The following is a 13,217-nucleotide window of genomic DNA, read 5'->3' as shown; positions in this document are numbered from 1 at the left end:
GTATCAGAATGTATAATTCAACCCGATCCGTAGTCCGCGATAGCTTGGCGTCGATTTGGTCGAGAATGACGGACCCAGTTCGACCGTTTTTGATTCGAACTGCAGATACTCGATCTCGCCGGTGATCGACCAATTTTCGTTCAGTTTGTGTTCAGCGCCCAAGCTGGCCGAGAAACCTTGTCGGCGGTCCTCGCTCTCAAATCGGCTTGTCCCGCTTGCATCAGTTAGTGAACCTGACGTGGTGATATCGCCGCGGACATAACCCACAGTCACGAAATAGAGGACACTGCCGCTGCGGTTCGTCAGCCCGTTCCGCAGGCGGATGGACAATACATCCGATATCGCGGACCTGCCACTGACCTCTGCCCCACCGGACCGGGAGGACGTGCTGTCATCGAGCGTGCCAAAGTCATAACCGACTTCCAGGCCATACACATAGTCGCGCCCACCTCTGGCTGGCAGAATACCGCGCCAGCCACCGCGAAAACCTGCGAAATTTCCGCTTGGCTTAAGGTCGCCCGCAGCAAACGTGTCTCCGTCGTTCACGCGCAGGCCAAACTCGTCCGAACCGCCCGAGGCATGTCCGGCGCTGACCCCCAGATAGAACGCATTGACGTCGCGCGCGAAACGCTGAGACGAGATTACGTCGGGCTCAGTGACTTCCCCGACGACATCGCCGGCCAAAGTCGGGGCAGCGCAAGATAGCAACACGACAGTCGCCGACAAAACACGGGAAAGGTTTACACTCGGAAAACGTATCCAGCTCACTACTCGTACCCTCCGCAAAGGCGGGCCGTCAGGCGGGGTCGGTGCGTTTGTCGACACCCAAAATTCGGCCCAGAAAAATCTAGCCTTCCTCGGAACATAGTTCCAAGCCATAAATCAAGGGTTAAATTTCAAGGCGAAAACCCTTTGCGGGCAAGCCACAAGGGATCAGACCAACTCACCACCCAGCGAGTTCGCGCCAGACGATTTTATCCTTACCTTACGTAAGTCGCCGCTCGCGATATCAGCGTCCGCGACGTGAACCGCATGCAGATACTCGGATTTTCCAACCATCTGGCCCGGTTGCCGCCCAGGCTTTTCAAACAGGACATTAACTGTCTTTCCGATCATCGAGTCCTGAATCTCGCGCTGGTGGCGCGTGATCAACCCTTGCAAGCGCTGCAGGCGTGCATCCGCCACTTCGGCCTCGACCTGTGGCCGTTCTGCTGCAGGTGTGCCGGGTCGCGTCGAGTATTTGAAGGAATAGGCATAGCCGTATTTGACCTCTTCGACCAAATCCAGAGTGGCCTGAAAATCCTCTTCCGTCTCTTCCGGGAAGCCCACGATGAAATCGCCGGACATCAGAATATCGGGGCGCGCTTCTCGGATACGCTCGATCAATCGCAGATAGCTTTCAGCCGTATGGCTGCGGTTCATCCGCTTTAGAATTTTGTCCGACCCCGACTGCACCGGCAAATGCAGATATGGCATCAACTTCTCACAGGTGCCATGCGCTTCGATCAGCGCATCATCCATGTCGTTCGGGTGCGAGGTGGTAAAGCGTATGCGCTCTAGCCCGTCGACCTTGTTCAATTCCCAGATCAGACCAGCAAGGGTCATGTCTCCGTCCGGTCCAGCCCCGTGATAGGCATTGACGTTCTGCCCCAGCAGCGTGATCTCACGCACACCGCGTTCAACCAGATCGCGCGCCTCACGCAGGATGCGATCTGCCGGGCGGCTGACCTCGGCCCCGCGTGTATAGGGCACAACGCAGAAGGCACAGAACTTGTCACACCCCTCCTGCACGGTCAGAAATGCCGTCGGTCCGCGCTTGGCCTTGGGGCGGTTCTTGAGCTTTTCGAATTTGTCTTCTTCGGGGAACTCGGTATCCAGCGCCTTTTCACCCGCGCGCGTCTTCGCCTCCATCTCGGGCAGGCGATGATAGCTTTGCGGCCCCACCACCAGATCGACAAGCGGCTGGCGGCGGATGATTTCCTCGCCTTCGGCCTGAGCGACGCAACCTGCGACACCGATTTTAAGGTCCGGTTTTTCCGCCTTGAGGCCCTTGAAACGGCCCAGTTCGGAATAGACTTTCTCAGCTGCCTTTTCTCGTATGTGGCAGGTATTGAGCAGGATCATATCCGCATCATCGGGCGATTTGGTCTCGACATAGCCCTGTCCGCCCAGCGCTTCGGCCATGCGTTCGCTGTCATAGACGTTCATCTGACAGCCATAGGTCTTGATAAACAGCTTTTTCGGTTCAGACATGGGTTGGCCTTTGCAGTCGCTGGGTCGGCGTCGTCTATACGTATCGAACGCCGCTTGCAATGCTGGCGCAATTACCCGAATTTGGCGGGAATTTCCAGCAAGGCGGCAACGAAACCAATGATGCAGTACGAATCCCTTGATCACCTTCTGAAATCCGATCGGTCGATCCTGAGCAAGGGACCCGTGGCACTGATATTTGCCGAAGATAATGTCGAGCTAGAAGGGACGCTGCACCATCATTTGAAGCTGGGGTTCAAATCCGTGATCACATTCCTGCCCCAGGAATTCACGCTGGATGAAGCGCTGGAGGAAAAGGTTCATCGAGTGACGATGACCTGTGCGCCGAGAACCGTCGTATTTGAGGCCGTCAATCGGATCATTCAGGCGGCTCAAGGCACGTGGGTATACTACTGCTACAACTCTGAATATCTGTTCTACCCTTTCTGCGAGACCCGCTCGGTCGGAGAGTTGCTGGCCTTCCATTCTGAAGAACGGCGCCAGGCCATGCTGACCCATGTGATCGATCTGTATGCGAATGATCTGACGGCCTATCCAAACGGAGTGGCCCCCGATCACGCAATGCTGGACAAGACTGGATACTACGCCCACACGCGGCATGACGCATCTGGCAAGCCGCTAGAGCGGCAACTGGATATGTCCGGTGGTCTGCGCTGGCGGTTCGAAGATCATATCCCGTATGAACGACGCCGGATCGATCGGATTTCGCTGTTCAAAGCAAAACCCGATCTGAAACTTCTGCCTGATCACACTTTCAATGAGCCGGAATACAACACCTACGCCTGCCCATGGCACAACAACCTGACCGCCGCGATCTGTTCGTTCCGGGCGGCCAAAGCATTGAAGACGAACGCCGGATCGACGTTTGATATCTCCAACTTCTGCTGGAACCATTCAACTCCGTTCGAGTGGGACTCGCGCCAATTGCTGGATCTGGGCCTGATCGAATCGGGCCAGTGGTTCTAGGTTCTAACGCTGTAACAGAACTGGGAACCAGTCCTCGCGCAGCCGCTGCCCCGGCACCATTTCATGTCCCGGAAATGGCGGCGAAGTCCGGCCTGGACGCTCGACATAACGTGCATCATCACCAACCAATCGCAGCGAAAATGCCCTGCGTCGGCTATCGGAAGTATTGCCTCGGGCCCCGTGTAGCGTGCGATAGTTGAAGGCCACTGCGTCACCGGGCTCCATTTCAAATTCTACAATCTTCATCCCTTCGGCATCTGGGTCCGGAATCGGCATGTACTGGCCCTCGTCAGGGAAGAAACCTTCTTCCGAGACCCAGCGGGTAGGTAGCACTTCTTTTTCCCAGCGGTGCGAACCGGCAACGCAGCGCAAGGTCGCTTGTTTCACCGGATCCAACGGTGACCAGAAGCTGATATTCTGTTGACCATCCACAAAATAGTATGGCCCATCCTGATGCCACGGCGTTGCCATCGAGGTTCCGGGTTCCTTCACCAGAACATGGTCATGGAACATCTGCACAGATTGCGACTGCATGAGGTCGGCCGCTACTTCAGCAGCAGGAGATTTTTCGATCACTTCACGAAACTGCGGGATACGGGACCAGTTGCAATAGTCGTCAAAAAAACGGCCGGTTTCGCCATCTTTCCTATTCTCCGAAGCATAAGGACCCGGCTCGGCCATATTCGCGGCAACCCCGGCCCGTAGGGTTTCAATATGATCGGCGAACAGGCCTTTGACCAACACAACGCCGTCCGTCTGGAAGTTGTCGATCATGGCCTGAGAAACAAGAGGGTGAGTCATCGCGGTCTCCTTAGATTTGTCGCCCGATCTGCGCATGAATAAGACATCTGTTCAAATCATATCTTTCAAATTAGGTATTAACTCTATGTTATACCTCACTCTGCGCCAGTACGAATATGTTTGCGCCATCGGCCGGCATGGCAGCCTGTCTGCTGCGGCACAACGCCTAAATGTCTCGCAACCTGCCTTGTCCAATGCGCTGACCCGGGTCGAATCACGTTTGGGATATCCACTGTTTGCCCGAAGACGGGGTGCCGCGATGGCGCTGACCCCGCAGGGCCGCAAATTCATCGAAGAGGCCGAGGCCTTGTTGAAGCGAGCTGCGCTTTTGGAACAGTCAAAGCAGCCGATAACCGGCGAGCGCCGATTGCGCCTGGGATGCTTTGTCGATCTGGCACCCTTTCTTCTGGCCCAATCTCTGCACCGCCTGCAAGAAGCTTTGCCCGACGTCGTCCTGACACACGGGGTTGAGACGTTCGAAGGCCTGATTTCCGGCCTGATCGATGGCAGATACGATTTTGCACTCACCTATGACCTCGGCATGGATGCCGGTTTTTCCTGCAAGAAGTTGTTCGACAGCACCCCACACGCACTGCTTTCACCTGATCATACACTGGCGGCGGCCAAGCAGCTAACCCTGACCGAGCTAGCGTCATATACACTGATTCTGTCTAAAGAGGGTTTGTCTGCACAGCATGTACTCGCGCTTTTCAGACGCAAAGGTCTGAACCCCACAATCTCGCACCGAGCGGAATCATTGGAGCTTTCGCGCAGTCTGGCCGCTCATGGGGAAGGCATCGGGATAAGCTATACCAGCCCTAAAAACGGCTTCAGTTATGATCAGGTCCGCGTGATAAGCCTGCCGATCACCGATCCAGATGCAACCGAATCTGTTGTATTGGCACGGCATGGCACGGGGCCGACAGATCCAATGATCATGCAGGCTGAGCATGCGTTGGTTACGTTGTTATGTAAGGATTAGAGGTTACTTCTTCCGCAGGCGGATCACCACATCGACCGATGCGATTTCGACGCCTTCAGGAGCTTCCGGCAATTGTTGGATCACCAATTGGTCGGATGGTGCATCGCTCAGACGGCTTTCGTCTTCCCAATAGAAATGCGGATGGTCATGCGTGTTGGTGTCGAAATAGCTTTTGGACCCGTCAACAGTGATCTCTTGAAGCACCCCGGCATCGCAAAACGCCCGCAATGTGTTGTATACGGTCGCCAGCGAAACCGCGTCACCTTTGGCTTTTGCGGATTCAAACAGGCTTTCCGCTGTCACATGACGATGCAGACCGTCGCCCACAAGCAATTCGGCCAAAGCAACCCTTTGGCGCGTGGGGCGCAAACCTGCGTCAACCAACCAATTTGCAGCGATCTCACGGCTCTGAGGTGTCATGAATCCGATACCTGTGTTTTGCTGCCCCTAATATAAGTGCGCCCTGCCTGCAATTTCAAATGAAATTCATTCGCAAAGAATATTGTAGTCACAACAAGATATGGAGTGCTGGTCTTGCAGGACCTTGCATACGGGTGATAGACGAGGCCAGATGTAATAAACGGACCCAGGCAGGAGAGGCGGCAGAATGGCCCAATTCCCGAGCAGTTTTGACAAGGACGATCTGCTGAAATGCGCCCGCGGCGAACTATTTGGCCCTGGCAACGCGCAGTTGCCGGCTCCGCCGATGTTGATGATGGACCGCATTACCGAGATTTCCGGCGACAGTGGAGCGCATGGCAAGGGTCATGTGCTGGCCGAATTCGATATCACACCTGAGCTTTGGTTCTTTGACTGCCATTTCCCTGGCAATCCGATCATGCCCGGCTGTCTGGGCCTGGACGGTTTGTGGCAACTGACCGGCTTCAACCTCGGCTGGCGCGGCTGGCAAGGACGTGGCATGGCCGTTGGCGTCGGAGAGGTCAAGTTGACCGGCATGGTGCGCCCGGACCGGAAGATGCTGACCTATAAGATTGATTTCAAAAAGGCGATCCAGACGCGCCGCCTGACCATGGGTGTGGCAGATGGCATCGTCGAAGCCGATGGCGAATTGATATACGACGTCAAGGATATGAAGGTCGTTCTGTCAGACGCCTGAGCCTGACCGGCCGCAATAAGGAGTACGCACATGCGTCGAGTAGTCGTCACCGGTCTGGGGGTTGTGTCCTCGATCGGGAACAATGCCGAAGAGGTGCTCGCCTCGCTCAAAGCAGGCAAATCCGGCATCGTAGCAAGCGAACAGATGGTCGAGCATGGCTTTCGCAGCCAGATCGCCGGTTCGCTGAAAATCGATGTGGCCGATCACGTGGACAAGCGGACCCTGCGGTTCATGGGTCCGGGTGCTGCCTATGCCCATATCGCGATGAATCAGGCCATCGCGGACGCCGGGCTGACCGAAGATCAGGTGGTCAATCCGCGCACAGGTCTGGTGGCCGGTTCGGGTGGACCATCGACCAGCGCGATGTTGACCGCGCACCAAACCGTGCTGAAAACCGGCGCAACCAAACGGATCGGCCCGTTTGCAGTGCCAAAGTGCATGTGTTCGACGATTTCTGCGAACTTGGCGACCGCGTTCAAAATCAAAGGTATCAACTACTCGATCACCTCGGCCTGCTCGACCTCGCTGCACTGCATCGGCAATGCGGCTGAACAGATCATGCTGGGAAAGCAGGATGTGATGTTCGCAGGTGGAGGAGAAGAGTTGGACTGGACCCTGTCCTGCCTGTTCGACGCGATGGGTGCGATGTCGTCCAAGTACAACGACACACCTGATAAAGCCTCGCGCGCATTCGATCAGAACCGCGACGGATTTGTGATTTCCGGCGGTGGCGGCATCGTGGTTCTGGAAGACCTCGAGCATGCGCTGGCGCGCGGTGCGAAAATCTATGCCGAAGTAACCGGCTATGCCGCGACATCTGATGGGCACGACATGGTGGCACCATCCGGCGAAGGCGGCGAGCGCGCGATGCGTCTGGCGCTGTCGACCGTGCCCGAAGGCCGCAAGGTCGGCTATATCAATGCCCACGGCACCTCGACCCCAGTGGGCGACGTCGGAGAAGTCGAAGCCGTACGCCGTATCTTTGGTGAAGGCAGTGTGCCTCCGATTTCATCGACAAAATCGATGACCGGTCACGCGCAAGGCGCAGCGGGGGCGCTTGAGGCGATCTTCTGCCTGCTCATGCTGGAACATGATTTCATTACTCCGTCGATCAATGTCGACACACTTGCCGACGGCATCCTGCCCGGTGAAATTGCAACTCAAGTGGTTGAAAACGCAGGCTTGGACAGCGTGATGACCAATAGCTTCGGCTTTGGCGGCACCAACGGATCCATGGTTCTGTCGAAGTATAACGGGTGAACAAGATGTCGGATATTCTCAAGGGTAAACGCGGCCTGATCATGGGCGTGGCTAATGACCGCTCTATCGCGTGGGGCATCGCCAAAGCCATGCACGAAGCGGGCGCTGAGCTGGCTTTCACCTATCAGGGCGAGGCGTTTGGCAAACGGCTTGAACCGCTGGCCCAAAGCTTGGGCAGCGACTTCATGGTCGATGCGGATGTGACCGATGATGATTCACTGGATCGCGCGTTTGGCGAGTTGTCCGCCCGCTGGCCAACAATAGATTTTGTTGTCCACGCTATCGCTTATTCGGACAAGTCCGAACTGACCGGTCGATTCTTGAACACCACGCGGGCAAACTTCAAACACTCGCTGGATGTGTCGGCCTATTCGTTCATCGAAGTTGCCCGTCGCGCCTATCCGCTGATGAAGGACAATGGCGGCACATTGTTGACCCTGACCTATCAAGGATCGAACAAGGTTGTACCAAACTACAATGTCATGGGCGTCGCCAAGGCTGCGCTGGAATCGGCGACGCGCTATCTGGCGAACGATCTGGGCCCCGAGGGTATTCGCGTGAACGCCATCTCGCCCGGCCCGATGAAAACATTGGCAGGTGCGGCTATTGGTGGTGCACGCAAGACCTACAAGTTCTGCGACCAGAACGCACCTATGCGTTCGAATGCCACGCTGGAGGCCGTCGGAGGCACCGCCGTGTATCTTGCGTCCGACGCCGGCAGCTATACTTCGGGTGAGATCATCCGCGTCGATGGCGGGTATCATATTCTGGGCATGCCCCAGCCAGAGGCCATGTGACTATATCTTTCCCTGCGGGTGCCAAGATTTGAACATCTTTGCCCCGCAGGGATTACGATATGAGCAAACTTGAACAGATCCTTGCGAGCAACGCGCGCTCGCCAGCTTTGAAACGCAAATCAGGAAGCGGACGTGCGCGTCTTTTGCTGCTGATCCTCACATCGCTGCTGATTGCCTTTGTGTTTCTAACCCAACCGCCCGTGCGCGATGCGATTGAGCCGTTGTTGTCACATATCCCGGGCCTTTGATCCAATCAGCATCAGTTGATCGAAACGATTTCGATATCGAAGACCAGATCTTGCCCCGCTAGTGGATGATTTGCATCCAAGGTCACTGTCGCCTCATCTACCTCGACGACAGTCACTGGCAATGCCTGACCGTCAGGAGTTTGCATCTGTAACTGCGTGCCGGGTTCAAGCGGAATGTCATCCGGGATGCCTTCACGCGGGATCTGCTGCCGCATGCCCGGATTGATCGGGCCATAGGCGTCAACGCAATCGATCTCCACACGCTTTTTCTCGCCAATCTCCATGCCCGGCAGGGCAGCGTCCAGACCGGGTATGATCTGCCCGGAACCAACCGCAAACTCCAACGGATCGCGCCCCTCGGAACTGTCGAAGACTTTGCCGTCCAGCAGAGTTCCGGTGTAGTGGATGCGAACCGTGTCGCCTTGTTTGATTGCGGTCATGATGGCCTCCGGCCTGAAAAGAAATGAACGGCGCAGCCTAGAGGCTGACACAGCATTGTAAACCCTGCCCTCTTTAACCCCGGAACCGGTTGTGATTACCTGCGCCCGATCAGGGGAGGATCGGATGGCTATCACCACGTGTGTATTCGACGCTTATGGCACTCTGTTTGACGTGGCCGCCGCCGCAAGGCAGGCCGCAGCGGAACCGGAGTTCGAAACGTTGGCTGATAAATGGCCCGAGTTGGCCAATCACTGGCGTTTAAAGCAACTGCAATATACTTGGTTGCGTGCTGTCGCTGATGCGCATTGTGACTTTTGGGATGTCACGCAAGATGGGCTGGATTGGGCCTTGGAAGCGGTTGGCCTTCAGGGGGATAACACCCTTCGGCAGCGTCTGCTCGATTTGTATTGGGAGTTGCAGGCCTATCCCGAGGTCCCCGATATGCTGAAGGCGCTGAAGGCCGGTGGGTTGCAGACCGCCATCCTGTCCAACGGTTCACCCCCGATGCTGAACGGGGCGGTGCAGTCTGCCGCGATCGGTGATGTGCTGGATGATGTTCTGTCGGTCGAAAGCGTGGGGGTCTTCAAACCCCATGCCAGCGTATACGATCTGGTGCAGAACCGCTTCGGCTGCGCGCGCGATGAAGTGCTGTTCGTCAGCTCAAACGGGTGGGACGCTGCCGGGGCCAGTGGCTATGGATTTGTCACAGCTTGGGTCAACCGCGCTGGCGAACCAATGGACCGTCTGCCGTGGAAACCTGCACATGTGCTGCCAGACCTGACGACGATCCCTCAATTGGCAGGGCTTTGATGGCATATTTCACCACCTCGGACGGCAAACGCCTGTACTATGAAGATACCGGCACGGGCCATCCTCTGCTTTGCTTGGCTGGCTTGACGCGCAACTGCCGCGACTTTTCATTTCTTGCGCCACATATGAGTGATCTTCGTATGATTGCGATGGATTATCGCGGGCGCGGCAAGTCCGATTTTGATGCGAACTACATGAATTACAACATCCTGCGCGAAGGACAGGATGCGGTCGAACTTCTGGATCAGCTGGGTTTGGAGAAGGTGACCCTGTTGGGCACGTCACGGGGGGGGCTGATCGCCATGGCCTTGGCCGCCAGCCATCCTGACCGGCTGGCAGGTGTTATCCTGAACGACGTTGGCCCGGTGATCGAACCCGGTGGCATTGCCAAGATTATGGACTATGTCGGCAACCCCCCAATTTCACAATCCTATGATGAGGCTGCGCAGGTCCTGCACGCGATGATGGCACCTCAGTTCCCCGGCGTTGCTCAGGACGTCTGGAAACAGCAGGTAGAACATCAATACATCCAGACCGGAACCGGACTGGAGTTGCGCTATGACCCCGCATTGCGACAAGCGCTGATCGAGCAGGCCGCCATCACCCCGGCACCGGACCTGTGGCCTTTGTTCGACGCCCTGCGTACGATCCCCACCGGTGTGATCCGCGGCGCAAATTCCGACTTGTTGAGCAAAGCCACGGTGCAGAAGATGCACGCACACCACCCCGAATTGATCTCGACCGAAGTGCCGGACCGAGGACATGTCCCGTTCCTGAACGAGCCTCAATCCCTAGACCTGATCCGCAAAATACTGGACGCCAAATGAGCAACATAGACATGATCGAAGCCGCCGCCGAGCGGCTGAAAGGTCACGTGCGCGAGACGCCGCTTCTGTCGTCGCCTTTCCTGGATGAAATCGCGGGTCGCCGCGTTCTGATCAAACCCGAATGCCTGCAACACACCGGCAGCTTCAAATTTCGCGGCGCGTGGTCAGCTATTTCGGCACTGGATGAGGCGGCGCGCAACCGGGGCGTCATCGCCTACTCCTCGGGCAATCACGCACAGGGTGTTGCCTATGCAGCGGCTCAACATGGAATCTCGTCCGTCATCGTCATGCCCTCGGATGCGCCGAAGCTGAAGATTGAAAACACCCGCGCGCTGGGCGGTGAGGTCGTCCTTTATGATCGCGCCAGCGAAAGCCGCGAAGACATCGGCGAGGCATTGGCTGCCGAGCGCGGTTTGACCTTGATCCGGCCTTATGACGAACCGCAAGTGATCGCTGGCCAGGGAACAACGGGACTGGAGCTGGCACGTCAGGCACGGGCGCTGGGCGTGACCGAAGGTGACGTTTTGATCTGCTGTGGCGGCGGCGGGCTGACATCTGGTATCGCGCTGGCGTTAGAGCGTCACGCGCCCGGTCTGCGCCCTCGTCCATGCGAGCCTGAAGGGTTCGAAGACGTGAAACGCTCGCTGGCAAGCGGGACGATCCAAAGCAACGACGCTACTTCGGGAAACATCTGCGACGCAATCCTGACGCCACAGCCGGGGCAGATTACCTTTCCCATCCTGCAGCGGCTTTGCGGCCCTGGTCTGTCGGTATCTGAACAGGAATCCCTACGCGCCATGGCCCTTGCGTTTCTGCGTCTGAAGATCGTGCTGGAACCCGGAGGAGCGGTTTCGCTGGCCTCTGCCCTGTTTCGCAAGGATCAGATTGATGGAAATGCGGTGATCGTAGTCGCCTCGGGCGGCAACGTGGATCCGCAGATCTTTGAACGGGCGTTGGAATTCCTTACCTGACAATCGCTTACAGCCGGTGCAAAATCCGGTCGTAGTCGTTTTAACCGACACCCTGAGCAGACGGGGACGCTAAACATGCATATCGCTGACCTCAAAGATGTTCGGATACACTACCGAATCGATGGCGACGCCGCTGGCGCCCCTATCGTGTTTGCTAATTCACTGGGTACGGATATGCGGCTGTGGGACCCGATATTGCCGCTACTGCCCAAAGGCCTGCGCATCATTAGGTACGACAAACGCGGGCACGGATTGTCAACAGCACCCTCAGCGCCCTATTCCATGGGAAATCTGGTGCGCGACGCCGAGCAATTGCTGGATTATCTAGAGGTCAAGGATTGCTTATTCGTGGGTCTGTCCGTCGGTGGCATGATTGCGCAGGGTCTGGCGGTCAAGCGTATGGATCAGATCCGCGCGCTGGTGCTGTCGAATACGGCCGCCAAGATCGGCACTCCCAAGATGTGGCAGCAGCGTATGGATGCTGTCCGTAAAGGCGGGATCGAGGCACTGGCGGATGCCACTATGGATCGGTGGTTCTCGAAATCATTTCGGGCCAGCGCCGAGATGACGCTTTGGCGCAACATGATGGTCCGACAACCGGTCGATGGCTATCTGGGCTGTTGCGCTGCAATCTCGGGCACCGATTTCTATACGCCAACCAGCGGATTGCGCCTGCCGACCTTGGGGATTGCGGGCAGCGAAGACGGCTCAACCCCGCCCGATCTGGTGCGCGAAACGGTCGATCTGATCCCTGGTTCACGCTTTGCGCTGATCCGAAAGGCAGGCCACCTGCCCTGCGTCGAGCGCCCTCAGGACTTTGCCCAATTGATTGGTGATTTTCTGACCGAGATCGGACATATTTGAAGGAGGGATTGTTGGCAGATTTCTTGCTTGTACATGGCTCTTGGCACGGTGCCTGGTGCTGGCGCGATCTGATCCCGGAATTGACCACATTCGGACATACCGCCCGCGCCATCGATATGCCAAGCCACGGCTCGGACCCGACGCCTATCCGCGATGTCACCCTTGGAACGTGCAGAGATGCCGTGCTGAAGGCTTCGACACCAAAGACCATCATCTTAGGGCACTCGTGGGGTGGATATCCCGTAAGTGCGGCTGCCGAGACCGACCCGAACGCCATGCGAGGTGTGATTTATCTAAGTGCCTATGTTCCGAAATCCGGGCTATCTATGGTCGAAATGCGCAAACGAGCCCCACGCCAACTGATCGGAAATGCCGTCGAAGTATCCGGCGACAGGTTGTCGTATTCGGTGGTACCGGATCAGGTGCACGACCTGCTTTATCACGACTGCGCGCGCGAGGTGGTTGCCTATGCATTCGCGCGCCTGTGCCCCCAGGCGATCGCACCGCAGACTACCCCCCTAGACGTCGGCGATAACTTCGCGCGCGTTCCAAAAGGGTACATCAGAACTACCGATGACCGAATCGTTCCAACCGAATATCAGGCCGAGATGGCGGGTTGTGCGGACCCTGATATGCACCTCACGATAGACAGCTCTCACTCGCCGTTTTTTTCGCATCCTGAGCATCTTGCCGGTTTGATGCACCAGATCTCGCAACGAATGTAGCCAGCCACCGTCGATGTCCCGACCCCGATACGCCGTGCGCCGATCTGTTTGGTTGTCGCACACTGAACCGATGACCCACACAATGCTTATCAATAGGTGGATTCTTTTGCGTCTACCCCACTTTGGCAGAACAACGA

General features: G+C 56.9%; 16 protein-coding genes. 11 read left to right on the top strand and 5 right to left on the bottom strand.

Annotated features, from left to right (window positions below; genetic code table 11):
- Positions 1-3: 3 nt before the first annotated feature.
- Both ACR0NE_RS11770 and miaB read right to left on the bottom strand, forming a co-directional pair.
- Positions 4-768 carry an outer membrane beta-barrel protein gene (locus ACR0NE_RS11770; protein ID WP_170564561.1) on the bottom strand — a complete coding sequence of 255 codons (765 nt, stop codon included), beginning with the start codon at positions 766-768 and terminating at the stop codon, positions 4-6.
- 165 nt (positions 769-933) lie between these two features.
- On the bottom strand, positions 934-2,253 hold the full coding sequence (gene miaB, locus ACR0NE_RS11765; RefSeq protein WP_170596945.1) for a tRNA (N6-isopentenyl adenosine(37)-C2)-methylthiotransferase MiaB: 1,320 nt from the start codon (positions 2,251-2,253) through the stop codon (positions 934-936).
- A 120-nt stretch (positions 2,254-2,373) separates the two neighbouring features.
- Here miaB and ACR0NE_RS11760 point away from each other — a divergent pair, with 120 nt between their 5' ends.
- Complete coding sequence (locus ACR0NE_RS11760; protein ID WP_170596944.1) at positions 2,374-3,237, top strand: hypothetical protein; 864 nt, start codon at positions 2,374-2,376, stop codon at positions 3,235-3,237.
- A 3-nt stretch (positions 3,238-3,240) separates the two neighbouring features.
- On the opposite strand, the gene ACR0NE_RS11755 is transcribed toward ACR0NE_RS11760, so the two are convergent.
- On the bottom strand, positions 3,241-4,038 hold the full coding sequence (locus ACR0NE_RS11755) for a phytanoyl-CoA dioxygenase family protein (protein ID WP_170397571.1): 798 nt from the start codon (positions 4,036-4,038) through the stop codon (positions 3,241-3,243).
- Between the two features lie 85 nt (positions 4,039-4,123).
- Here ACR0NE_RS11755 and ACR0NE_RS11750 point away from each other — a divergent pair, with 85 nt between their 5' ends.
- Positions 4,124-5,020: a LysR family transcriptional regulator gene (locus ACR0NE_RS11750; RefSeq protein WP_170596943.1), complete on the top strand. Its 897-nt coding sequence runs from the start codon at positions 4,124-4,126 to the stop codon at positions 5,018-5,020.
- Positions 5,021-5,023: 3 nt separating this feature from the next.
- Here ACR0NE_RS11750 and irrA read toward each other — a convergent pair whose 3' ends face one another.
- The gene (gene irrA / locus ACR0NE_RS11745) at positions 5,024-5,440 is read right to left on the bottom strand and encodes an iron response transcriptional regulator IrrA (RefSeq protein ID WP_170397577.1); all 417 of its coding nucleotides are present in this window, start codon (positions 5,438-5,440) and stop codon (positions 5,024-5,026) included.
- 187 nt (positions 5,441-5,627) lie between these two features.
- Between irrA and fabA the strand changes: the two genes are divergently transcribed.
- From fabA to ACR0NE_RS11725, 4 genes are read left to right on the top strand one after another with little or no spacing between them, the layout of a single operon-like run.
- On the top strand, positions 5,628-6,137 hold the full coding sequence (gene fabA, locus ACR0NE_RS11740; protein WP_170596942.1) for a bifunctional 3-hydroxydecanoyl-ACP dehydratase/trans-2-decenoyl-ACP isomerase: 510 nt from the start codon (positions 5,628-5,630) through the stop codon (positions 6,135-6,137).
- Between the two features lie 30 nt (positions 6,138-6,167).
- Entirely contained in the window at positions 6,168-7,397 is a 1,230-nt protein-coding gene (fabB, locus tag ACR0NE_RS11735; protein WP_170397584.1) for a beta-ketoacyl-ACP synthase I, read from the top strand.
- Between the two features lie 5 nt (positions 7,398-7,402).
- Positions 7,403-8,194 carry an enoyl-ACP reductase FabI gene (locus tag ACR0NE_RS11730; protein WP_170397587.1) on the top strand — a complete coding sequence of 264 codons (792 nt, stop codon included), beginning with the start codon at positions 7,403-7,405 and terminating at the stop codon, positions 8,192-8,194.
- A 59-nt stretch (positions 8,195-8,253) separates the two neighbouring features.
- On the top strand, positions 8,254-8,442 hold the full coding sequence (locus tag ACR0NE_RS11725) for a hypothetical protein (protein WP_170511296.1): 189 nt from the start codon (positions 8,254-8,256) through the stop codon (positions 8,440-8,442).
- 11 nt (positions 8,443-8,453) lie between these two features.
- Here the strand turns inward: ACR0NE_RS11725 and ACR0NE_RS11720 are convergent, their stop codons facing one another.
- Entirely contained in the window at positions 8,454-8,882 is a 429-nt protein-coding gene (locus ACR0NE_RS11720; protein WP_170397592.1) for an FKBP-type peptidyl-prolyl cis-trans isomerase, read from the bottom strand.
- 124 nt (positions 8,883-9,006) lie between these two features.
- Between ACR0NE_RS11720 and ACR0NE_RS11715 the strand changes: the two genes are divergently transcribed.
- The 5 genes from ACR0NE_RS11715 (at position 9,007) to ACR0NE_RS11695 (ending at position 13,080) form a co-directional block, all read left to right on the top strand.
- Complete coding sequence (locus tag ACR0NE_RS11715) at positions 9,007-9,693, top strand: haloacid dehalogenase type II (RefSeq protein ID WP_170596941.1); 687 nt, start codon at positions 9,007-9,009, stop codon at positions 9,691-9,693.
- Entirely contained in the window at positions 9,693-10,520 is an 828-nt protein-coding gene (locus ACR0NE_RS11710) for an alpha/beta fold hydrolase (protein ID WP_170596940.1), read from the top strand. The genes ACR0NE_RS11715 and ACR0NE_RS11710 overlap by 1 nt, the downstream gene beginning before the upstream one ends.
- A complete protein-coding gene (locus tag ACR0NE_RS11705; RefSeq protein ID WP_170596939.1) occupies positions 10,517-11,491 on the top strand; it encodes a threonine/serine dehydratase family protein in 975 nt (324 codons plus the stop codon). Before ACR0NE_RS11710 ends, ACR0NE_RS11705 begins: the two co-directional genes overlap by 4 nt.
- 75 nt (positions 11,492-11,566) lie before the next feature.
- Positions 11,567-12,355, top strand: a complete 789-nt coding sequence (pcaD, locus tag ACR0NE_RS11700) for a 3-oxoadipate enol-lactonase (protein WP_170596938.1) — start codon at positions 11,567-11,569, stop codon at positions 12,353-12,355.
- A gap of 11 nt (positions 12,356-12,366) precedes the next feature.
- Positions 12,367-13,080 carry an alpha/beta fold hydrolase gene (locus ACR0NE_RS11695; RefSeq protein ID WP_170596937.1) on the top strand — a complete coding sequence of 238 codons (714 nt, stop codon included), beginning with the start codon at positions 12,367-12,369 and terminating at the stop codon, positions 13,078-13,080.
- Positions 13,081-13,217 lie beyond the last annotated feature (137 nt).

This window comes from Ruegeria sp. C9, assembly GCF_056537585.1.
This window is presented reverse-complemented; position numbering and strand designations above follow the sequence as displayed.